The following is a 20,288-nucleotide window of genomic DNA, read 5'->3' as shown; positions in this document are numbered from 1 at the left end:
TGCTCACGCGACATCACCGCCGACGGTCGAGACGGAGAGGGTCAGTCCGGCGCGGTGCAGAACTCGGCGCTCACCGGGTGTGGTGCCGCCAGCGATGCCGTAGCGCCGTGCCGGGTCCTCCGTGGCCAGGACGTCGGCCAGGCAGGCGGCGCGGACCGGGCAGCCCCGGCACACCCGGCGTGGTGTCTCGATCGAGGTGGTGCGGTCGTCGACGGGGAAGAACAGCTCGGTGTCCAGCCCGGCGCACGCGGCCTCGTCGCGCCACCGGTTGCCGGTCGTCGTGGCGGCGGGATCGGTGATCGGGATCAGCCGGAGCAGCGGACGGCCGGTCGGCTGGGCGGTCATCGGGCCACCGCCGAGAGCCCGGGTGCGGTGGGGTCGGTGAGGCCGAGGTCGGCCCAGTTGGACATGGCCCCGGCGACGTCGGAGGTGGGTCGGCGGTCGGCGAGGGCCTGCCAGTCGTCGGCGGTGTCGTTCCAGTAGCGGGCCTGGCGCTCGTTGTCGAGCACCGCGGTGACGACGGCGCGGACGTAGACGATCGGCACCCGGTTGGTGGCGGTGTCGCGCTGCAGGATGGCCCACCAGCGGGCGCGACGGGTGTGGAGCTCGGCGAGGCGCCGGGCGCGGGCGGCGTGGGCGAGCCGGTCTCCGGCCGGGGGGCGTGCGGTGTCGCGGATCGCACGATCGGTGCGATGGAGGCCGGCCTCGACGAGACGGGCCACCGGGATGACGGTCGCGGTGTTGTCCGGGGCGGGGGCCGCAGGTGCGGGGTGGGCGTTCATCTAGGGTCGGTGTCCTTCCGAACTCAGATGCCTGGCTAGGGCGTGGGGTGAGGGAGATCCGGAGGGGGAGCCCGTTGCTGCGGGCCCCCCTCCACCCGTATGCGCAGGTCAGGCTGCGTCCTGGTTCTTGCCCGGACCGGGGCGCTGATGCCCGGGAGCGCGCATCCCGGCGGCGCGGAAGCTGTAGGCCACCCGAGGCCGGCCCCCGGACTCCTGCACGTACGGGGTCACGGTCAGCCCGTCGAACTCCACCGGGCGGAACGGCAGCCCCGCGGCGGCCTCGGGCGGGACCGGCTGGTGCGGCGCCGCGATCTTCACCGTCACCGTCTTGTCCGTCCGGCGGGCGGCGGGGTCGGCGTCGAGGACCGACACCGACCAGACCGGGAGACCGGACTCCTTGTCGAGCTGCTGCACCGGGCGCCCCGGGGCGGACTTGTCGAAGTCGCGCACCGGCTCGACCTCCGAGACGACGAACGCGCCGTGCGGGAACACATCGCCCATCGCGACCGGGAACTTGTTGGTGATCGCCATGACTGGCCTCCTGGTTGTGTGATCAGCCTTACTGGCTTGAGCCAGTACAGCAGGCTTGAGCCAGTGGGTCAAGTGACTGGCTCATGCCAGTTCGCTATCGTGAAGACATGACGTCTTCGGCACGGGCGCCGCGAGGCGCCAACAGCGATTACCGAGCCATCGCGCACGAGCTGCGCGAGGCGATCACCTCGGGCGAGTACCAGCCCGGCGACAAGCTCCCTTCAGAGCGCGCACTGGCCGAGCAGCACGGAGCCGCTCGCAACACCGCCCGCGAGGCGATCGCCGCACTGCGCCGCGAGGGCCTGGTCAGCGCCGAGCACGGCCGGGGAGTGTTCGTCCGCAGTAAGCCGCGGTGGATGCGGTTCGGCCGGCGCCGCTACAGCGCTGCGATGCGCTCCTCCAACGAACTCGGCCCGTTTGGTGCCGAGGCTGTCGCGCAGGGCCGGACGCCACACGTCGATTCCCGGATCACACGGGTCGAGGCGCCCGCCGAGGTCGCCGAACGGCTCAGGATCGACCCTGGGGCCTCGGTTGTGCAGCGGGAGAACTGGTACTTCGCCGACGACGAGCCGTTGCAGATCGGCGTCACTTACGCAGCGTGGAGTCTGGTCGAGGGGAACCCGTTGGGAGACTCCGTCGACCTGGGCCCGGAGGGCATCTATGGCCAGTTCGCCGCACTCGGACACGTGATCGCTCATGTGCGCGAGGAGATCTCAGCGCGGATGCCGACTCGCGACGAAGCCCAGCGGATGACAATCCCCGATGGGGTCCCGGTGATCGAGCTGTGGCACACCGGCATCGACGTCGACAGAGAACCGTTCGAGGTCACCCGCTTCGTCATGCGTGCCGACTACTCCGCCCTCGACTACGACATGCCAGTGGAGGACCAGTGAGCTGCACAGTCCGACCCCGGCGAGCCGAGGACCTGCCTGCACTGGCCGCTATGCTCGTTCGGGTTCACCAGCGAGACGGCTACCCCGTTGAGGGTGTGGATGACCCGGTCGGATGGCTCGACCATCCGCGGGCTCTGGCGAGCTGGACGGCTGTCATCGATGACGCACCGGTCGGGCAGGTCACGATGTCTTCGGCGGATCCCGACGAAGACGCAGCCCGAGTGTGGATAGCGCACACCGGCGAGGAGGCGAGCAAGTTGGCGATCATTGTTCGACTATTTGTCGACCCCGAGCACCGCACCGTCGGGGCTGGTCGGATGCTCATGGTCGCAGCTCTCAACCACGCGCACCAACTAGGGCGTTCCGCTGCGCTTGACGTCATGGTGAAGGACCGCAAGGCCATCCGGCTCTATGAACGACTCGGCGGCAAACGTCTGGGCGACATCGTCCACCATCATGGCAATGACCTGACCGAATCGGCTGCAGTATTTGTGTTTTCGAGGAGTACCTGTTAGCTGTCGTCGCCGGCACCGGTCTGCGGGTGATCCTTAAGACGTGCGCAAAATCGCTATCAGGCCGTCTTGATTGATGCTTCGCTAGAACAACGTATCTTCGGTCAGGTAGTAGCCGGTAAGTGACAGGCAAGACTCTTCAACTGCAGCGACTACGTCCTTGAATTGCTTTGAGGTGGCAAACGTTCTGACTTCCGCAAACGACTCGTCGGACAGCGAGAATGAACCGTCTTTGGTGATCAGGCGGAGAGAGTTGGGGTACTCGACTACGAAGCCGCTGCGAATTGGAAGAGTCTGCAGGATGTCCGATGGGTCGACCTGTTCCCACAAGTTCTTCTTATAGCCTGACGCTGGCTTGGCCAGGATCTCGTCAGGGGTGTCACCTGCTACCGAGGTTTCGACGGTCATGCTGATGACACGAAGGCGCCCATTCCATGAGACGAGCAGCTGATTATTGTGGTTCCCCACGACTTCGAAGTCACCGTCGAGATCGGAGCCATCCTGCTTCTCGGTCAGCCCACGACTTGACACTTTCTTCCGTGTGATGGTCGCAGTGTGAGTCAGAGAATCGAGCGCAGCCGCGTCGCGATAGCCCGTCACCTGGTACTTTTCCTGCGTTCGAGGGCTTAGCTCTCTCTCGGTGACATTGGCCCTGAGCAACTCTGGTGCGGGGGCGGATGAATAGTTGAGGAGGTCTCGCTCAGCGAAACTGGTGTGCCGGGAGAAGGATGCAACGGGACGCAAGTGTGTGGGGTAGAACTGGCGTTCTTCGAAGCTCTTCGGATTCATAGATCCGAAGAGCAGGCCATTCTCTTCCGCCGACACGTTGATTGAGCCGTAGCGGACGGTCACATTCTGGGCCCGAACATCATTATGCTGATAGAGGCGCGTTGAGTAGTCCGCGTCCCTTGGGTCAATGAAAGACTGAAGAAGGCCTTCCGCAGTGGCAAGGAAGACGTGGTCAGCGTAGATGGCTGTATCGAGTACTGTTCCGCCATACGCTTCCGACTCAGATTTAGTGAGTAGACCGAAAGGCAACTCTACAGAGAGGGAGTCCAAATCTTTAAATGGCGCAAGGAAAAGACGCTCCATCTCTGGAGCTTTCATGAGGTTGGTAAACTGCTGACCGTGCTTCCAGTCATTGCGAAACAAAAGTGCGTTCGCGAGATTTGCTGTTGCCGGACCGTGCAATCTCTCGATGTAGTCGTAGGCACGCTCAAGTTCGATCTCGTAGAGCACGCCATCTCGACTCCAGGCGTACAGATGTCCCTTGTAGAGCCAGACGTCGCGAAACTCTCCAGGTATCCGCATTCTGAGGCGGCTAATCCGAGTCATTAGAATCTTGCCTTAAGTATCTTGCGACGCTCGACGTACGAGATTCGGCCCTCTTTCTCCCAGCGTTCAAGAAGCTCGTCAGGAGGGCATCTATGCGGCTTGCTTCCTCGCCGCAGGAAAGGGTACCCGTGGCGTGGGTCCGATACGTTTGACGAGGCGGGGAAGTATGCAAGGCGCTCCCCGTCTTTTCCGTAGTTGGGCTCATCGGGAGACGCAATAGACCAATTTGCATGGTCAGATGACGTCCAGCCCCACTGCTCCGAATGACAGAAGACGCTGCACTCTGATCTACGATCGATGTCCCAGAGACTCTTGGCGTCCCGGGTGCTTGTCGCTGATCGGTGATAGTGGAGCGACAGGTAGGGCGTGCCACCGCACGACCGATACATGATCCCATCGGTGCTGGGCCCAACCTTCTCGCAGTCTTGCCCCACGGCCAGCTTGTCCGTCCCTGCTCCCTCAACGGCTGAACACTACGTAAGGTTCGGCCGCGTTGCCTCGGATGGCAAGGTTCGCCCAAGTGGGCGTCGAGCATCCCCCGTCAGCTACAGGGTCGCTCGCCACGCCGTCGGCGTTACGGGGTCACTACGGTCGGTCTCCGCTCCGTGAAGCTGCCGAATCCGGCTCTTTGGGATCAAGGCGCCGCCTCCGGCGGCGCGGGGCCGGCCACGCCGGCCCCCGTCGCTCGCTCGCTACACCTCCGGCCCGTTCGCGGCGCCGTGGACCGTCTACCCGGCCCCGCCCCCCGGGGTAGCGCCTGTCCCAGACCCGGAGCCAGCACAAGCGGTCTCCGATGCCTACGCGATGACCCGGCGAGCCGAATCTATGACGCGCGCCGACTCCAGGCCGGTGCTCTACTTACTTGTGCGCAACCACCGCCACGCCGGGGGCTACTACGCCGGCACAGTCGTAGACGAAGATGCGGACCGCGTATTGAGATCATCTTTGCCGCGCGGCCGGAGCGGCCAGGCGTTCGCCTGCGGGGGTTGCGGGTTCGTCCTCGTAGACGGCTTCAGCCCCGGCGAGGAGCATCGTGACGTGCTTCTGCGATGCGGCCGATGCCAGACCGTCAACGACCTCGGCCACGCCCAATGGACGCCTGCGTCACAGGGACGAGACTCCGACGCCTGAGAGGTCGTCAGGGGCCGCAGCCGCTCTCGCCTGCTGGACGGTCGCATAAACCGGTAGGCGATCCAGGAGCCCGATCACGCTCAGCGGCCGGACAACCGACCGGTTGTTGCCCACCACATAACCGAGAAACCGGGTCTGGCTCGCCGCTCGCTCCGTTGCCACCAGCATGTCCGAGATGCCACCGGAACCGAAGAACGACAGCCCAGTCAGATCGACGATCACAGGCCCCCGAGAAGGACCGCTCCACGCTTCGTCGAGTACCGATCGCAGCTGATGCTCGGTCGAACCATCCAGCTCACCGGTGACCGACACCAGCAACTCAACGCCCGTAGCCCGTACCGCCACGTGTAGCACGGACCCAAGCTCATCGTCGAACACCGTCACACAATAGAGCGGACGCGCCTTGACATGAGCAGCAGGCCCCACCAGACCAAGCTGACGTGGTTGCCCCTCGGCCTTCATCGTCCACGCCGCGGGGCCGGCCGCAAGGGCGCCTACGGCGTCGCTCCGCGATGGCTGCGCCACCCTTGCCCCCGACCCCACGACGAGCAGATCGGCCTGTACGAGGGGCCGGGGGAGGAGCGGGCACAACCCCCGCGGTACGGCTCACGGACGATACGCGGACGCAGACGGGTAGTCCGCGCTTGCGCCGCAGGTCAGAGCCGGTATGGCAGCTCTCTGTAAATCCGTTGGTATCAGGTACCGATCCGCTCGACGAGAGTCGCCACGCCAGGTCCGGAGAGCTCCGGCGTGATGCCCTTCCGGCCGGCGATCGCCATGAGCAGGGATTCGGCCGGCCCCTCAACCCGCGGACCGTCGCCGATGCTCCAGTCGAGGTCGGTGGCTGTGAGGGTGAGTCCCTTGATGCGCGGGGACGCCTTGATCGTGGGCGCCGACTTCGCCGTGTCCAGCGCGGCGATGAGCCGGTCGGCGGGGATCTCGCGCGGCATGCCGAACGGTCGGCGGATGTCCTGGTGATGGATCATGCCGTCGGTCAGCGCGATCCGGCCGCCCATCATTGAGGTCAAGCCCTTGGGCTGAATGTGGTCGCGCGCGAGGGCCACCAGCTCCTCCGGCGACTTCTGCGCGTGCTCGGCGACCCCGATGGCGCTGGCTCTGTCACCGTTCAGGCCAACGCGCAGCATCCGGGCGGCGAGCCGGCCGAACCCGAGATCCTCGTAGCTGTACACGTGCGCGATCACGTCCCGGACCCGCCACAACTCACACAAGGTCGGGGCATCCCACTGGTCCGGCGTCAGCGTGGCCAGGAATTCGGCCAGGTCGGTGCGCTCCTGGCGGGCCAGGTCCATCGTGTCCACGGCGGCCGTCATCGCTGGTCCGCCACCATCTTCGCGAAGGCGTCGGTCAGGAACGCCCATCCGCCGCCACCGGTGATGCCCTCGTGGATGCTCTGCCCGCCGACCAAGCGCTCGAAGTGGCGGTGCTCCACGTCGACGATCGTCGCGTCCGGGCCGTCGGCGCGGAAGCGGGCCTCGATCTCGCTGGCGTGCTCGGGGTCCGGGTCGAACTGCCACATGCCGTTGATCTGCCAGGTGAACACCACCCGATCCGGAGGCTCCCACACCAGGACCCGTCCCCAATCACACTGGCTGCCGTCCACACCGCGCTCATACCAGCGCCCGCCAACCTGTGGTTCGAGGATCACCTCCTCGATGTCGGCGGCCCCGATGTGGAACTGGTGCGGCCACCACGAATTGACCTTGCCGGTGAAGAGCTCGAACGCACGGGCCTGCGGGACCCCCACGGTGACAGTGCCGGTGATGGGCGGGATCGGGGCAGCGCTGGTCATGATCTCTCCTGCTCAGGGTCAGGTTCGGCTACGGGGATGGCGGTGTCGGCGTCGGCGAGCTTCTGAAACGCGGTCAGGGCGTCGTTCCACACGCCGTCCAACCACGACCGCAGTGCCGTCACACCCTCCGGGTTCAGTCGGTAGATCCGGCGTGTGCCCTCCGAGCTGCTCACCACCAGGCCGCCGTCGCGAAGGAGCTTCAGGTGCTGGGACACCGCAGGGCGGCTGATCGGGAGGCGATCGGCCAGCTCCTGCACCGAGCACGGACGCCGCGCCAGCATCTCGAAGATCGCGCGACGGTTCGGGTCCCCCAGCAGGCCCAGTCCCGCATCTCCGTAAGCCACCACGAACCGTAAGCGTAGACGCACATAAAGGTTCGCACCAGAGGCCCCCGCGAGGGCGCCGTGCCGAATACGTGTCGAAGTCCGGCTTGAACAGGCGTGGCCGGAGCGGTCATCGCAGGTCAGCGGTCCGCGCCGGGCAGGACGATAGCTCCCCTTAAAAGGGTCACCGGTGTGGGTTCGACTCCCACCGGGGGCACCCGTTCCGACCGCGACTTTACGCCTCTGACCAGCGTGTTCGCCCGTCGAGGTCGTGATCTGGCTGTCCGGCTGTGACCGGCGGGAACCGGTGCCCACCGGGTGGCCGTCTCGACTAGGTGTCGACGTTTCAGTCACGGCCGGTCTCGCCGACCGCCCGGTGCTTCGACCCGCGTTCCTCACGACGGCGGCCGGTGTCGATTCAGGCCGGCCTCCGGCGGCGCGCGGGCCGACCACGCAGGCCCCCAGCAGTAGGGAGACGTCCGATCAGAGGGCGAATCCGCCTGACCCGATCACGCCTCCGTGAGTCGTACGCTGCGAGGATGCCTGAACTCGCACAGGCCAACGTCGCCAGTCTGCGCGCGCCACTCGACGACCCCAGGATGCGCGGATTCCTGACCGCGCTCGCGCCGATCCACCACCTCGCCGAGCACAGCGACGGTTTCCTCTGGCGCCTCCGGACAGGCGACGATCACGGTCTCTGCGTGATCCGCGACGGCACCGGCCCGGCCTTCCTCAACCTCTCGGTCTGGCGCGACTACCGATCGCTGCACCAGTTCGTCTACCGCAGCCGGCATGGAGACCTCCTGCGTCAACGGGACCGCTGGTTCGACACGACCCGACAGCCGTCCACGGTCCTGTGGTGGGTGACCACCGGAGAGCGACCCACCGCGGATGACGCAACACATCGACTCCGTCACCTTCGGACGTACGGACCTACGGCACGAGCGTTCTCCCTACGGCGCCAGTTCACTGCTTCCGGTGCACCGGTTGCATCCCCTCGATCGCGATCATCCACGCCGCGGTGACGGCCACGAAGGCGCCTGCAGCGTCGCTTCGCGATGGTTCGCCACTCTTGTCCCTGTCACCGAGGAGCGATGCGGCCAGGACGAGGGAATCGGAGAGGAACGGCCGAATCACGAGATCGCGCCGCTGCTACGTGACCCGGTACGGAACAGCTGCCGCTTGACGCGCCCGTCGAGGAGCATCAGCGCAGGTCGGCGGCGCGATCACGGTCCAGCACGTAGGGCCTGCGCGACGAACTGCCGACCCGGAGGAATGAGAAGGCCTGATTGTCCGGCCTTGCTGCGACGGCGCTGTGTCCCTGTCATCCATGGTCGTCGGACGAGCAGGGCCGACGCGACCCGACGCGTTGTCCCACGTCGATGCGGTTGCCGTCCGGGTCGCAGAAGACGAATCCACGCAGTCCGTAGTCAGCGTCACGCAGCCGCTTGATGATCCGCACTCCGTTGCTCGTCAGATGCTCGTAGAAGCCGGCTGCGTCCGCGACCATCATGTGCGCGACGTTGTGAATACCGGGCCGATGCCCCGTGACGAGCGTCAGGTGCAGTTCAGCCTCGTCGCGCCGCACGATGACGAACCCGGTGGGGTCGCCGTTGGTGAACGTCACGGTCATGCCGAGGGTCTCGCTGTAGAAGCGAACTGCCCGGTCCACGTCTGCGACGGGGAGGGTTGCGGCGATTCGACCGAATTGACCGAAGGGTGCTTCCTTCATGTTCGGCTCCATGCAAGGGGCGGCAACTCGGGGCGGTGCCCGTTACAACCTGGATCCTCGACGCAGTGGCCTGTAGCCGCACCCTATCCGATCCGCCCTGGCTCACAGCCGGTCAGCCAGGTGTTGTCGAGCTTCGTGTCGAATGCGTTCCGAAGCCGGTGTGCACTCCGAGTCTCGACATCCATGTCGCCGGTCGGATGCGATCACGGGTCCAAGATCCGCGGGTCCACAGCCGCAGGCGCTCGGAGCGAGTGGGCTACTCGGACTTCTGTCGTGCGAGGAGAAGCGCCGGCGGAGTCAGAAGCTCGATCACGGTCAGTGCCTGGAACAGCGGATGGGGTCGTCCGCTCCGTCGGGCAGCGGCAAGGCGGGCGAGCCCGCCTACGAACGTCGCAGCGGCGACGCCGCGGACGACGGCCGTGCTCGGGTTCGGTTCCCGCGCCGCGGCGAGCATCGCGATCCCTGAACCGCCCCACCATGTCGCGTAGAAGCGCAACACGCTGTCCGTGCTCGCGGTCGCGGTACCGCCGCCCGGGATCGCGCGTGTGCCCCTGGCGACAACGGCTCCAGCGGTGCCGATCGCAACGCTTCCGGACCCCGCGAGCAGGCCTCGAACGATCCCACGTGCGGTAGACGCCTTCACGAGCTGCACACTTCCTCAGCTGACGGCGCGCACGCAAGATCGATCCGGCCCTCTGGACAGCGATGACCCCGCCGATGTCGAGATGATGTCGTCCGACGGTGCAGGTGCCGGCTTCCGGGGTGGGAGCCGCCTCCGATGATTCCTCGGCCCCGTGCCGGTCTCCCTCATCGTCCAGGTCGGGCAGACCCGCGGACAGCCATCCCGACAAGGAGACCCCGATGAGCGATCCCGTCGCCCCCCACGCCCTCGACCACACGTTCACCGCCACGCTCGAGAAGAGCGACGCACCGGGCGGGTGGGTCTACCTGCGCACCGACTGGTCGGCGGAGTTCTTCGCCACCCGCGGCCTGGTCAAGGTCCGGGGCACCATCGACGGCCACCCGTTCCAGAGCTCCTTCATGGCGCTCGGCGACGGGACGCACAAGCTGCCCGTGACCGCGGCGGTGCGGACGGCGATCGGCAAGCAGGCCGGGGACACCGTCACCGTCCACCTCGACGAGCGTCTGGGCCGTCGGTGACCTCCGTCGTGGCCACCGTCGGTTCCTGCACTCGCGATACTCCGGGGATGGACGAGCCGGACGCGACGGTCCGACGTCGACTGCAGAGCGACGAGATCGCATGGCTGACGACAGTGCGTCCCGACGGAACCCCTCATGTCACGCCCGTGTGGTTCGTCGTCGATCGTTCGACCTGGTGGGTCGGCTGCAACGCGACGTCGGTGAAGGTCAGGAACTGTCGCACGCAGCCGGCGGTCGCCCTGGCCCTCGACGGTGGTCGGGCACCCGTGGTGGCGGAGGGCGTCGCCACCGTCCTGACGTGCGGCTTCCCGGCCGGTGTCGTCGCCCTGTTCGACCGGAAGTACGGGTGGGACGTCGAGGCCGACGACGGCTCAGGACCCCGTGCCCTCATCGAGGTGGCCGCCACCCGGTGGCTGTTCCGGGGGACGGCCCGGTAGCGGTGTGTCGCGGCGTCGCTCGCTCCGGTTCCCGGTGACCCGGGCCCTATCGTCGGACCGTGACCGACGGATTCCGCATCATCTGCGAGATCGAGCCGCCGACCAGGCCCGACCTGACGCACGCCCGTCACCAGATCGGCGTCCTGACCCCGGTGTCGGATGCGTTCCTGATCCCCGACAACCACATCGGTCGCGCCACGGTGTCGAGCATCGCGGTGGCTAACGAGGTCCGGGCCATGGGCGGGACCAGCATCGCCTGCGTGAACTCCCGCGACCGCAACCTGCTCGGCTTCCGCCGCGATCTCCTGACCGCTGCCGCCTACGGCGTGGACCAGTTCCTGTTCGTGCAGGGTGACAAGCCGTCGGTCGGAGCCCGCACCGGGGAGCTGACCGTGCGGGCCATGATCGAGGAAGCGCGTGCGGCCACCGACCAGGAGCCGTTCGCCGGGATCGCACCCTTCCGCCTCGGGGTGACCGCCGGTCATCGTCGCCGGATGGCGTCCTGGAAGCAGGGAGCCGACTTCGTGTTCGTCCAGGTCGGCTACTCGGTCGAGGCGTTCCTGCGGTGGCGCGAGGACAACCCGACCGACCTGCCCGTCTACGCCGGCGTCATGGTCCTGGCGAGTGCCGGGATGGCGACGAGGCTGCGGGCGTCCATCCCCGACATCGAGATCCCGGACGAGCTGGTCGACCGCGTCGCGCACGGTCCGTCCGCAGGGGTCGACGCGGCGTGCGAGCAGATCCGGGCGCTGCGTGACACGGGAGCGTTCGCCGGAGTGCACCTCGTCCCCGTCAGCCGGTTCCGTGAGGTGTCGGCGTCGCTCGAACGCGAGCTCCGGAGCGGCCCGGCTTCCGCGTGACCGCGTCGGCCGAGGCCCCGGCCGCCGATGCCGGCCCCGGTCGAGCAGGTCGGTGTCCCCCCGGCCGCCGGTGTCGACCGCCGCGAGCGTCCGGAGCGTCGTGCCGACGGTCGGGTCTCCCACGAGGGTGCGCCACCCGGCGACCTCCCGGCGGAATGCGGTGGCCGACAGGGCCGGCAACCGCCGTGCCCGGGCGCCGCGTGACACGGGAGCGTCGGCCGGGCCCCGGGCCGCCCGCTCACCGCGTCGCGACGATGAGCCGGTAGCCCACGTCGAGGTGCTCCAGCCCGTCGAGGTCCGCGTGGCGTTCCTGCCACCGTCCCGTGTCGAGGTCGTCGGAGAGTCGGGCCAGTGCGGGCCCGACGACGTCGCGGGGGAGGCCGGCGAGTCCCGAGGCCGCGGCTCGGACGGCGGGGTCGAGGTAGGCGTGTGGACGTTTCCAGTGCGCCGCGAGCAGGCCGTCGACGCAGTCGGCGGGCACCGGGACGGGAACGGTCTCGATCGTGGCGCCGTGCCGCCGGAGAAGCCGTGTGACCGTGTCCAGGCAGGCCAGGTGCCGTTCACGGTGACCGATCTCGGGGAGGTAGTCCGCCACCAGCCAGAAGGTGCGTGCGAACAGGACCGGGTCCCAGGTCAGCACGACCTGCCGCCGCGCGATGCGCACGAGCTCGGCGACGCCCGCCGCCGGGGCCCGCCAGTGGTGCGTGGTGAGTACCGCCAGCGCGGCGTAGGCCGCGTCGTCCCGGACGGGCAGGGCCTCGGCCGACGCGAGCACCGCGGGCGCGGCGCCGGCGGGTCGCTGGGCGAGCATCGTGGCGGACGGGTCGATCGCCAGCACGGTGCCGGGCTGCTCGTAGGAACCGGCGCCCGCACCGACGTCGACGACACGCCGGCACCCGCGCAACGCCTCCCGGATGTGGCGGTCGATGTGCGGGTCGGTGCGGCGCTGCAGGGCGTAGCCGGTCCCGAGAACGGCGTACGGATCCGTGCTCACCGTCGACCACCTCCCGTTCCGTCGGGCCCGGCATCGCGCTCGTGTCGTCGACGCGGAAGGGACGCGGCGACGGGGCGCCTCAGCCCCAGGTGCGCACCACCGACAGCGCCGCCTCCGCGTCCGGCCCCTGCCCGGCCAGCGCCGTCGCGGACGGCTCCACCCGGCGCGCCGCGACCAGGCAGAAGTCGAGTGCGGGCCCGCGGATCGCGGTCGGGGCGTCCTCGGGACCGAAGGTCCAGGTGTCGCCGCCGTCGGGGGCGGTGAGCTCGAGCCGTACCGACTCGGGCGGGATCGCGGGACGCCCGGCCTGCGAGGACACGAAGGGCAGCGTCCGCCAGGCCAGACGGGCGACGTGCCAGAGCTGGTCGCCGTCGTGCGCGGTCGTGCCCAGGGCGTTCGCGACGTCGCGGGTGTGGATCCAGCACTCGACGATCCGCGTCGTCGCGAGGGTGCGGGCGGGCAGGTCGCCGAAGATCCACGGAAGCCGGTCGCGCGGGTCCCGGACGAGGAAGAACTCCCGGAGCGCGCCGGACGACGCGCGCCAGCGGGCCAGCAGCTGCTCCGGCGGGGCCCCGCGCTCGTGGGCGACCATGCGGTCCACCGTGTCGTCGGTCGTCCCACCCGGCGCCGGCGGGCCGCCCGCCATCCGGGCCGCCGCGGCCGCGTTGCCCTCGGTCGGTCCGGCCACCACCCACTCGTCGGCCTGGGCCAGGTGCAGGACGACGTCGGCGACCGTCCATCCCGGACAGTCCGGGGCCGGCCGGTCCCACCGGTCCGGCGTCAACGGGGTGATCAGCTCGTCGAGGACGCGGTGCTGCTCGGCCAGTCCGGCCACGACGGTGTCCACGATGCGCTCCCTCTCGGTCGTCCGGGCATCGGCCCGTGCCGGACCGCGCCCCACCCCTCGACGACGAGCCGGTCCCGGACGACGCTAGCCAGCAGCCGGACCCGCGTCGACCGATGAGTTCCGCCGCCCCCGGCGGTCCACCGTCGCGACGCGGTCCGCGCGTTCACCGAGGAGGCCCCATGCCCCGCACCCGGGTGCACAACCTGTTCATCTCCCTCGACGGCTACGCCGCCGGCGACCACGTGACCCTCGACGCCCCGATCGGCGACGCCGGGCGGCTCTTCGCCGGGTTCGACGGGCGGTTCATCCACGGGATCGGCGGGGTGGACGCCCCCGTCACCCTGGACCGCGCCCTGACCAGCACGTGGGCCCAGGGCATCGGCGCCGAGATCATGGGGCGGCGCAAGTTCGGTCCGCAGACCGGCCCCTGGACCGACGACGGCTGGCAGGGCTGGTGGGACGACGAGCCCCCGTTCCACACCCCGGTGTTAGTCATGACCCACCACCCGCGGCCGCCGATCGAGTTCGCGAACGGGACGAGCTTCCACTTCGTCGACGGGTCGGCGCAGGAGGTGCTGACGGTCGCGCAGGAGGCGGCGGGCGACCTGGACGTCCGGCTCGGCGGGGGACCCTCGACGATCCGGCAGTTCCTCGACGCCGACCTGGTCGACGTCATGCACGTGGTGATCCTGCCGATCGTGCTGGGGCGTGGGGTGTCGCCGTGGGAGGGGCTGACCGGCGTCGAGGACCGGTTCACCGTCGAGTCGGTCGCCTCGCCGAGCGGGCGCATCCACCAGTTCTGGAACCGGAAGGTCTGACACCCGTGGGATTCCTCAGCTACTCCATGAGCATGTCCCTCGACGGCTTCGTCGAGGACCCCACCGGCAGCATCGCCTTCGGCGACCCCGACGAGGAGGTGCACCGGCTGTCCAACGACCAGACCCGGGCGACGTCGGTGTTCCTGTTCGGCCGCAACCTCTACGACATCATGGAGGACTTCTGGACCGCCCCCGAGCGGGCCGAGGGCCACCCCGTGGAGGCGGAGTTCGCGCAGCTCTACACCGCGATCCCGCGGGTGGTGTTCTCCGACTCGCTGACCTCCGTCGCGCCCGGGTGCCGTCTCGTCCGCCGCGCCGACGCCCGGGCGGAGGTGGTCCGGCTGAAGGAGGAGACCGACGGCGAGCTGGCCGTGGGCGGGCCCGGGCTGGCCGCGTCGCTGCTGGACCTGATCGACGAGTTCCGCCCGCGGGTGGTGCCGGTCGTCCTCGGCGGCGGGAAGCGGTACCTGCCGCTCGGTGCGGACCTGCGGCTGCGACTGGTCGAGCAGCGCGTGTTCGACGGCGGGACCGTGCACCTGCGCTACCAGCGCGTCCGCTGACCCGGGCCGGATCCGGTCGCGGCACCGGACAGGGCGTCCCGGAGACTCCTACCGTCCTCGTCGCCGCCACTCGGGAGCCGTCCGTGATCGCCCAGGCGGCAGCCGTGTTCGCGGCCACCAACGTCGACGACCTCCTCGTCCTGGCACTGTTCTTCGCCCGGGTCGCCGACGGGCGCCGGGGCGTGGCGGCCGTCGTCGCCGGGCAGTACCTCGGGTTCGCCGGGATCCTCGCCGCCTCCGTGGCGGGTGCGCTGGTCGCCGGGCTGCTCCCCGAGCAGGCCCTGCCCTACCTCGGTCTGGTGCCGCTGCTGCTCGGCCTGCGCGCCGCCCGGGCGGCGTGGCGCGAGCACCACGACCCCGACGACGAGTCCGGGCCCGGGGGCGGCCGGGTCGGCGTCGCGACCGTCGCACTGGTGACCCTCGCGAACGGCGGCGACAACCTCGGCGTCTACGTCCCGCTGTTCGCCACCGCGGGGACGGCCGGGATCGTCACCCACGTCGTCGTGTTCCTCGTGCTCGTCGGGGTGTGGTGCGCCCTCGGCCGGTTCCTCGCGACACGGCCGCCGGTCGCGCGGGCCCTGGCCCGGTGGGGGCACGTGGTGCTGCCCGTCGTCCTCGTTGGGGTCGGGGTGCTGATCCTCGTCGAGGGCGGGGCGTTCGGGCTCTGAGCCCGGTCAGGCCACGCGGGCCGGCGCCGGCGACCCGTACCGCGCGGGCAGCGTGATCGTGTCGGCGGGCGGTGCGGCCAGCCGCTCCACCAGCGGCTGCAGCGGCGCCGACGCGGCCACCCGCAGCACCGCCCGCTGGGTCGCGAGTCCCAGTCGGCTGCTCGGGTTGGCGGCGCGGAGCTGGGTGGCCGTGACACCCTGGGCCTTCATCGCGAAGGGCCGCACGACCTGCTCGTAGCGGGCCAGGGCGGACCGGTGGTCGGAGCCGTCCGCGAGCTCCGCGGCCAGCACGTAGGCGCCGGTCAGAGCCAGGCTGGTGCCGGTGCCGAACGGCCCGGTGGACCACGCGGCGTCGCCGAGGAGGACCACCCGCCCGGCGCTCCAGCTCCGCGCGTGCACCCGGGCGATCGCGTCCATGTAGTACGGCGCGTCGAGTGCGTCGAGCACGCGCGAGGTCTGCCAGCCCGCGTCGGCGAAGGTGCGGCGCAGGACGGCCGTCCGGGACTCCGGGGCGAGCGCCTCCAGCCCGCGCACCCCGCTGAGGAAGGTCAGGGCGGCGCGGGTGGTGCCGCGGTCGTCGGGACGCAGGCTCACGCCGCGGGAGCCGGTGGTGTTGAGGACGGTCCACCAGCGGTCGTCGTCGGCCGTGCGGGGGATGGTCAGGTAGGCCGCGTAGAGGCCGAGCTCCTCCAGGACGACGTCGTCGAACACCAGGTCGCGGGTGCGGGACCGGGTGCCGTCGGCGACGACGAGGACGTCGGCCTCGACCGTGCCGCCGCGCTCCAGCGTGGCGGTGACCCCCTCGGTGTCCTGGCGGACGTCGACGATGCGGTCGCCGAAGCGGTACTCCGTGCCGGTGCGGGTGCGGTCGTGCAGCAGCCGCGCGAGCGTGCCGCGCAGGATCTCGGCCTCCGCGGTCAGACCGCGGGTGTCGTCGCGGCCCGCGGCGAACTCGGCGACCGGGCGGCCCGCGTCGTCGACGAAGCGGGTGCCCTCCTCGCGGGTGCCGGCGGCGAGGATCTCCTCCTCCAGCCCCATCCGGCGGACGACCTCGCGGGCGGTGCCGCGGACGTCGACGTTCTGGCCGTCCTCGCGGAGCTCGGTGGCCCGCTCGACGACGGTCGTGCGCCAGCCGCGGGCGTGCAGCTGGTGGGCCAGCGCCGGGCCGGCGATACCGGCTCCGGAGATCAGGGCGTGCGGGCTCATCGGGGTCTCCCTCGTCGTCGTATAAGTAGAGAAACTAGCGACTAGATGGACTGGCGGCAAGTCGAGTGGTGTACTCACCCGCATGGCCGATCGTGTGCAGACGGGTCCGGACGACCTCTCGGAGCTGGGTGAGGTGACCCTCGCGGTCCGCGACCTGGTCGCCGCGACCCAGCAGCTGGCGGGCCGGACGGCCCAGGCCACCGGGCAGAACGTCACCGACATGACCGCGGTCGGCCTGCTCGTCCAGTTCGGGCCGATGGGGGTGGTCGAGCTGGGCAACCGGCTGGGGATCCGGTCGGCCTCCGCGACGGCGCTGGTCGACCGGCTCGAACGCGCCGGGCACGCCGAGCGCGTCCGCGACCGCGTCGACCGGCGACGGGTGGCCATCACCGCCACCGACGCCGCCCGCCGGGCCAACCTCGAGGCCTGGATCCCGCTCGTGCGCCGGATGGACGAGGTCTGCCGGGACCTGTCGCCCGCGGAGGCCGACGTCGTCGTGCGGTTCCTGCGCCGGCTCGCGACGACCGTCGACGGGAGCGCGCCCTGACCCGGACGCCGGAGGCGATCGCGAAGGCCGCACCCGCCGGGGTCGCCCGCGGCGCGTGAGCGTCAGGCGTCGCCGACCGAGGAGATGGCGTAGCGCCGCACGTCCGCGCCCAGGATCCGGGCCGCGGTGTCCCCGTCCGGCCCGGAGCCGCGGAACGCGAGCAGCTCCTCCTCCGACGCCCAGCGCTCGAAGACGTTCACCCGCGCCGGGTCCAGGGTGTCCGCGGTCAGGGCGAAGTCCAGGCAGCCCGGGGCCGAGCGCGCGAGCGCGACCGCCCGCGTCCCCTCGGCGACGAGGGCGTCCCGGTCGGCAGGGTCGGTGAGCAGGTGGCCCGCGACGATCAGCATGCAGGAGGGACCGCCGCGCGGCCCCGGACTCATCGGTCGCGCAGCGCGTCGTCCAGTGCGGTGGTCAGCGCGGCGACGCGGCTGCTGCCGGCCGCCGCGCGCGGGTAGCGGCCCAGGACGTCGACCAGCTCCGGTGTCGCGCGCCGCCGGGCACGGTCGAGCTGCGCGTCGCCGCTGCGGGGCGCGTCGCCGTCGGCCAGTTCGACGGCGTGGGCGGCGTGCGCGGCCGCCCGCAGGATGTGGCCGACCTGGGTGGCCTTCGCCAGCGGGTGCAGGTAGGCGGACGCGGCGGCGTCGGCGGCGGCCAGAGCGGCGTGCCTGCCGGCCGGGGTGCGGGCCTCCTTCGCCGCCCGCGCCGCGTCGACGGCGGTCACCCGCTGCAGCCGCGACCGCTCGGCGCCGTCGGCGAAGGCCCACGCCGCGTCGAGCGCCGCGCGGGGGCGGCCGTCGTCGGGCCCGTCGAACAGGGGGAGGGCCTCGGCGGCGCACTCCGCGGCGAACCGGGTCACGACCCGCAGGTCGGCCATGGTGAGGGTGACGTCCCCCGGTCCGATCCGTGCCACCGCAGCACCTTCCCGTACCGCGCGCACCTCCGCCAGGATGGGGCCGTGCCGACGACGGTGGACCTCAAGCGCGAGCTGCCCTGCTACGCCGCGCGCCGCGACACCCCCGAGCTGGTCGACGTCCCCGACCTGCGGTTCCTCATGATCGACGGCCACGGCGACCCGAACACGCCCGTCTACACGGCGGCGGTCGAGGCGCTGTACCCGGTCGCCTACACCTGCAAGTTCGCCAGCAGGCGCGAGCTCGGGCGCGACCACGTCGTGATGCCCCTGGAGGGGCTCTGGTGGGCCGAGGACATGGACTCCTTCACCCTGTCCCGGGACAAGACCCGCTGGTCGTGGACGATGATGATCATGATCCCGGACTGGGTGCCCGAGGCGATGGTCGACGACGCCGTCGCCACCGTCCGGCGGAAGAAGGCGCCGGAACGGATCGACGACGTCCGGTTCGCGCCGCTGTCGGAGGGCCGCTGCGTGCAGGCCCTGCACGTCGGCCCCTACGACGACGAGGCCCCGCTCCTGCACCGCATCCACACCGAGTTCATCCCGGAGCACGGGCTGCGCATGACCGGCCGCCACCACGAGATCTACCTCGGCGACCCGCGCCGGACCGCCCCGGAGAAGCTGCGCACCATCCTGCGCCAGCCCGTCGCCGACGCGTGATCACCGGTTGTGGAGCGGAGCGTTCGCGAGGCGGTCGCTGCGCTCCACAACCGGTGATCACGGGCGCTCAGGCCGGGCGGTACCGGTAGCGCGCCAGGTAGACGCAGTACCCGACGATCCCGGCGACGAGCAGCGCCAGCACCACCCAGACCGGTCCGACCGGCAGCCGCGGCGGATCGGTGCGGGTGGCGTACACCGCCGTCACCGGGACCACGGTGAGCAGGAACAGCGTCGCGCCGAAGGTCCGGCCCATGTCCTCGGCGAGCATGTGGCGCAGCCGTCCGACCCGCTGCGGCCGCATCCAGTAGTCGCGGTGCGGCACCGACACCCGCGCCAGCGGGCCCGTCGCGACCAGGCGGTAGAGCCCGGCACCGATCCCGGCGACGAGCAGCCCGAACAGCGTGCCGAGCGTCAGGAACCAGGCGCGGCTGCCGAACGCGGTCGGCACGCCCGTGGGATCGAAGTGCAGCGGCACCCCGTCCTCGGGCAGCTCACCGGCCGCCCACACCAGGGCGAACGCGTAGAACACCGAACCGGCGAGGAGCGGGAACCAGGGGCGCACCGCCCGGATCATTCCGGGTCGCCGGCCGGCCCGCGCGCCGTGGCGGGGGCGAGCCGGTCAGTCCTGCCGCGGCGAGCCGTAGCGCAGCAGGTTGTTGTCCGGGTCGTGGTGCGCGCCCTCGCGCAGCCCGTAGGAGGTGTCGACCGGCGCCACCTCGCGGCCGCCGGCCACGGCGGACCAGCGGGTGTGGAGCGCGTCGGCGTCGTCGACGTGCAGGTAGGCGCAGCCCGCGGTGCGGGCCGGGTCGTGGTCGGGCAGCACCGAGACGTGCAGCTCGACGCCGCCGAGGACGGCGAAGCCGTAGCCGTCGTCGTAGCGCTCGACGGTGAACCCGAGCGCCCGGTAGTGGTCCAGCCACCGGTCGAGATCGGTGGTGGCGAAGACCGGGGCGACCGAGCGCAGCGTGGACACCGAGGCAGTCTGCCCGCATGCTCGCCGCCGTGACCAGACGCCACGACGAGCTGAACCGGGCACTCGTGCACGGGATGCGTCCGGTTGTCGTCGAGCTCGCCGAGCCCGACCCGGCCTGGCCCGCGGCCTTCGACGCGGCGGCGGCCCGGCTGCGGGCGGCGCTGGGGGAGCGGGCCCACCGGATCGAGCACATCGGCTCCACCTCGGTGCCGGGGCTCGCGGCGAAGCCGGTGATCGACGTCGTCGTGGCCCTCGACGATCCCGACGACGAGGCGGCCTACCTGCCCGACCTGCTCGCCGACGGCTACGACCTGCGGGTCTGCGAGCCCGGGCACCGCTGCCTGCGCGGCGCCGTCGGGGACCTGCCGGTGAACCTGCACTGCTACGCGCAGGGCAGCCCGGAGATCACCCGCTACCTGGTGTTCCGGGACCGGCTCCGCGCCCACGACGAGGAGCGGGCGCGCTACGAGGCGCACAAGCGCGGCCTCGCCGGACGGGAGTGGGCCGACATGAACCTCTACGCCGACGCCAAGGGACCGGTCGTCGAGGAGATCATCGGCCGGGCCGGCGGCCCGCCCCGGCCCTGACCCACCGG

General features: G+C 70.6%; 30 protein-coding genes. 12 read left to right on the top strand and 18 right to left on the bottom strand.

The window, feature by feature from the left end; translation table 11 throughout:
- Nucleotides 1–3 precede the first annotated feature (3 nt).
- From DMP17_RS22510 to DMP17_RS22500, 3 genes are all read right to left on the bottom strand, one after another.
- Nucleotides 4–345: a WhiB family transcriptional regulator gene (locus tag DMP17_RS22510; protein WP_337830510.1), complete on the bottom strand. Its 342-nt coding sequence runs from the start codon at nt 343–345 to the stop codon at nt 4–6.
- On the bottom strand, nt 342–782 hold the full coding sequence (locus DMP17_RS22505) for a hypothetical protein (RefSeq protein ID WP_337830509.1): 441 nt from the start codon (nt 780–782) through the stop codon (nt 342–344). Before DMP17_RS22505 ends, DMP17_RS22510 begins: the two co-directional genes overlap by 4 nt.
- A 108-nt stretch (nt 783–890) precedes the next feature.
- A complete protein-coding gene (locus DMP17_RS22500; RefSeq protein ID WP_337830508.1) occupies nt 891–1,313 on the bottom strand; it encodes a plasmid replication, integration and excision activator in 423 nt (140 codons plus the stop codon).
- 107 nt (nt 1,314–1,420) lie between these two features.
- Between DMP17_RS22500 and DMP17_RS22495 the strand changes: the two genes are divergently transcribed.
- Nucleotides 1,421–2,206, top strand: a complete 786-nt coding sequence (locus tag DMP17_RS22495; protein WP_337830507.1) for a GntR family transcriptional regulator — start codon at nt 1,421–1,423, stop codon at nt 2,204–2,206.
- 95 nt (nt 2,207–2,301) lie between these two features.
- The gene (locus DMP17_RS22490) at nt 2,302–2,721 is read left to right on the top strand and encodes a GNAT family N-acetyltransferase (protein ID WP_337830506.1); all 420 of its coding nucleotides are present in this window, start codon (nt 2,302–2,304) and stop codon (nt 2,719–2,721) included.
- A gap of 81 nt (nt 2,722–2,802) precedes the next feature.
- Here DMP17_RS22490 and DMP17_RS22485 read toward each other — a convergent pair whose 3' ends face one another.
- The 6 genes from DMP17_RS22485 to DMP17_RS22460 all read right to left on the bottom strand — a co-directional run bounded on the left by DMP17_RS22485 (nt 2,803) and on the right by DMP17_RS22460 (nt 7,341).
- A complete protein-coding gene (locus DMP17_RS22485) occupies nt 2,803–3,957 on the bottom strand; it encodes a hypothetical protein (RefSeq protein ID WP_337830505.1) in 1,155 nt (384 codons plus the stop codon).
- Nucleotides 3,958–4,992: 1,035 nt separating this feature from the next.
- Entirely contained in the window at nt 4,993–5,139 is a 147-nt protein-coding gene (locus DMP17_RS22480; RefSeq protein ID WP_226353880.1) for a hypothetical protein, read from the bottom strand.
- Nucleotides 5,140–5,157: 18 nt separating this feature from the next.
- A complete protein-coding gene (locus DMP17_RS22475) occupies nt 5,158–5,562 on the bottom strand; it encodes an anti-sigma factor antagonist (protein WP_337830504.1) in 405 nt (134 codons plus the stop codon).
- 317 nt (nt 5,563–5,879) lie between these two features.
- Complete coding sequence (locus tag DMP17_RS22470) at nt 5,880–6,515, bottom strand: maleylpyruvate isomerase family mycothiol-dependent enzyme (RefSeq protein ID WP_337830503.1); 636 nt, start codon at nt 6,513–6,515, stop codon at nt 5,880–5,882.
- Nucleotides 6,512–6,994 carry an SRPBCC family protein gene (locus DMP17_RS22465; RefSeq protein WP_337830502.1) on the bottom strand — a complete coding sequence of 161 codons (483 nt, stop codon included), beginning with the start codon at nt 6,992–6,994 and terminating at the stop codon, nt 6,512–6,514. Before DMP17_RS22465 ends, DMP17_RS22470 begins: the two co-directional genes overlap by 4 nt.
- Nucleotides 6,991–7,341, bottom strand: a complete 351-nt coding sequence (locus DMP17_RS22460) for an ArsR/SmtB family transcription factor (RefSeq protein WP_337830501.1) — start codon at nt 7,339–7,341, stop codon at nt 6,991–6,993. The genes DMP17_RS22465 and DMP17_RS22460 overlap by 4 nt, the downstream gene beginning before the upstream one ends.
- A gap of 515 nt (nt 7,342–7,856) precedes the next feature.
- Here DMP17_RS22460 and DMP17_RS22455 point away from each other — a divergent pair.
- Nucleotides 7,857–8,342, top strand: coding sequence for a DUF3291 domain-containing protein (locus DMP17_RS22455; protein WP_337830500.1), 486 nt, complete (start codon nt 7,857–7,859; stop codon nt 8,340–8,342).
- A gap of 299 nt (nt 8,343–8,641) precedes the next feature.
- Here DMP17_RS22455 and DMP17_RS22450 read toward each other — a convergent pair whose 3' ends face one another.
- Together DMP17_RS22450 and DMP17_RS22445 are read right to left on the bottom strand one after the other, a co-directional pair.
- Nucleotides 8,642–9,049 (bottom strand): VOC family protein, encoded by a 408-nt coding sequence (locus DMP17_RS22450; protein WP_226355211.1) that lies wholly within the window; start codon nt 9,047–9,049, stop codon nt 8,642–8,644.
- A gap of 256 nt (nt 9,050–9,305) precedes the next feature.
- Nucleotides 9,306–9,692, bottom strand: a complete 387-nt coding sequence (locus DMP17_RS22445; protein WP_226367291.1) for a DUF4345 domain-containing protein — start codon at nt 9,690–9,692, stop codon at nt 9,306–9,308.
- A gap of 218 nt (nt 9,693–9,910) precedes the next feature.
- Here DMP17_RS22445 and DMP17_RS22440 point away from each other — a divergent pair, with 218 nt between their 5' ends.
- Genes DMP17_RS22440 through DMP17_RS22430 form a run of 3 tightly spaced genes read left to right on the top strand, consistent with a single transcriptional unit; the run spans nt 9,911 to nt 11,507 of the window.
- A complete protein-coding gene (locus DMP17_RS22440) occupies nt 9,911–10,210 on the top strand; it encodes a DUF1905 domain-containing protein (RefSeq protein WP_226355213.1) in 300 nt (99 codons plus the stop codon).
- A gap of 47 nt (nt 10,211–10,257) precedes the next feature.
- Nucleotides 10,258–10,647 (top strand): pyridoxamine 5'-phosphate oxidase family protein, encoded by a 390-nt coding sequence (locus tag DMP17_RS22435; RefSeq protein ID WP_337830499.1) that lies wholly within the window; start codon nt 10,258–10,260, stop codon nt 10,645–10,647.
- 59 nt (nt 10,648–10,706) lie between these two features.
- Nucleotides 10,707–11,507, top strand: a complete 801-nt coding sequence (locus DMP17_RS22430) for a methylenetetrahydrofolate reductase (RefSeq protein WP_226367236.1) — start codon at nt 10,707–10,709, stop codon at nt 11,505–11,507.
- Nucleotides 11,508–11,745: 238 nt separating this feature from the next.
- Here DMP17_RS22430 and DMP17_RS22425 read toward each other — a convergent pair whose 3' ends face one another.
- Together DMP17_RS22425 and DMP17_RS22420 are read right to left on the bottom strand one after the other, a co-directional pair.
- Nucleotides 11,746–12,501, bottom strand: a complete 756-nt coding sequence (locus DMP17_RS22425; RefSeq protein ID WP_337830498.1) for a class I SAM-dependent methyltransferase — start codon at nt 12,499–12,501, stop codon at nt 11,746–11,748.
- A gap of 79 nt (nt 12,502–12,580) precedes the next feature.
- Entirely contained in the window at nt 12,581–13,348 is a 768-nt protein-coding gene (locus tag DMP17_RS22420; protein WP_337830497.1) for a maleylpyruvate isomerase family mycothiol-dependent enzyme, read from the bottom strand.
- A gap of 179 nt (nt 13,349–13,527) precedes the next feature.
- On the opposite strand from DMP17_RS22420, the gene DMP17_RS22415 reads away from it, so the two are divergent.
- The 3 genes from DMP17_RS22415 (at nt 13,528) to DMP17_RS22405 (ending at nt 15,394) form a co-directional block, all read left to right on the top strand.
- Complete coding sequence (locus tag DMP17_RS22415; RefSeq protein ID WP_337830496.1) at nt 13,528–14,166, top strand: dihydrofolate reductase family protein; 639 nt, start codon at nt 13,528–13,530, stop codon at nt 14,164–14,166.
- A gap of 5 nt (nt 14,167–14,171) precedes the next feature.
- Complete coding sequence (locus DMP17_RS22410) at nt 14,172–14,726, top strand: dihydrofolate reductase family protein (protein WP_337830495.1); 555 nt, start codon at nt 14,172–14,174, stop codon at nt 14,724–14,726.
- Nucleotides 14,727–14,809: 83 nt separating this feature from the next.
- Nucleotides 14,810–15,394 carry a cadmium resistance transporter gene (locus tag DMP17_RS22405; protein ID WP_337830494.1) on the top strand — a complete coding sequence of 195 codons (585 nt, stop codon included), beginning with the start codon at nt 14,810–14,812 and terminating at the stop codon, nt 15,392–15,394.
- Between the two features lie 6 nt (nt 15,395–15,400).
- Here DMP17_RS22405 and DMP17_RS22400 read toward each other — a convergent pair whose 3' ends face one another.
- Complete coding sequence (locus tag DMP17_RS22400; protein ID WP_337830493.1) at nt 15,401–16,600, bottom strand: FAD-dependent monooxygenase; 1,200 nt, start codon at nt 16,598–16,600, stop codon at nt 15,401–15,403.
- An 82-nt stretch (nt 16,601–16,682) separates the two neighbouring features.
- Between DMP17_RS22400 and DMP17_RS22395 the strand changes: the two genes are divergently transcribed.
- Nucleotides 16,683–17,147: a MarR family winged helix-turn-helix transcriptional regulator gene (locus DMP17_RS22395; protein WP_337830492.1), complete on the top strand. Its 465-nt coding sequence runs from the start codon at nt 16,683–16,685 to the stop codon at nt 17,145–17,147.
- A gap of 62 nt (nt 17,148–17,209) precedes the next feature.
- On the opposite strand, the gene DMP17_RS22390 is transcribed toward DMP17_RS22395, so the two are convergent.
- On the bottom strand, nt 17,210–17,494 hold the full coding sequence (locus DMP17_RS22390; protein WP_208818807.1) for a putative quinol monooxygenase: 285 nt from the start codon (nt 17,492–17,494) through the stop codon (nt 17,210–17,212).
- A 29-nt stretch (nt 17,495–17,523) separates the two neighbouring features.
- On the bottom strand, nt 17,524–18,057 hold the full coding sequence (locus DMP17_RS22385) for a putative immunity protein (protein WP_337830491.1): 534 nt from the start codon (nt 18,055–18,057) through the stop codon (nt 17,524–17,526).
- A 45-nt stretch (nt 18,058–18,102) separates the two neighbouring features.
- Between DMP17_RS22385 and DMP17_RS22380 the strand changes: the two genes are divergently transcribed.
- The gene (locus tag DMP17_RS22380; RefSeq protein ID WP_226355224.1) at nt 18,103–18,720 is read left to right on the top strand and encodes a GyrI-like domain-containing protein; all 618 of its coding nucleotides are present in this window, start codon (nt 18,103–18,105) and stop codon (nt 18,718–18,720) included.
- A 67-nt stretch (nt 18,721–18,787) separates the two neighbouring features.
- Here the strand turns inward: DMP17_RS22380 and DMP17_RS22375 are convergent, their stop codons facing one another.
- Together DMP17_RS22375 and DMP17_RS22370 are read right to left on the bottom strand one after the other, a co-directional pair.
- Nucleotides 18,788–19,282, bottom strand: a complete 495-nt coding sequence (locus tag DMP17_RS22375; protein WP_337830490.1) for a hypothetical protein — start codon at nt 19,280–19,282, stop codon at nt 18,788–18,790.
- A 57-nt stretch (nt 19,283–19,339) separates the two neighbouring features.
- Nucleotides 19,340–19,693, bottom strand: a complete 354-nt coding sequence (locus DMP17_RS22370; RefSeq protein WP_226355226.1) for a bleomycin resistance protein — start codon at nt 19,691–19,693, stop codon at nt 19,340–19,342.
- Between the two features lie 29 nt (nt 19,694–19,722).
- Here DMP17_RS22370 and DMP17_RS22365 point away from each other — a divergent pair, with 29 nt between their 5' ends.
- On the top strand, nt 19,723–20,280 hold the full coding sequence (locus DMP17_RS22365; RefSeq protein ID WP_226355227.1) for a GrpB family protein: 558 nt from the start codon (nt 19,723–19,725) through the stop codon (nt 20,278–20,280).
- Nucleotides 20,281–20,288: the final 8 nt, after the last annotated feature.

Source organism: Pseudonocardia sp. TMWB2A, assembly GCF_017312135.1.
The sequence above is the reverse complement of the archived record's forward strand: the minus strand, read 5'-3'. Positions and strand labels throughout refer to the sequence as shown.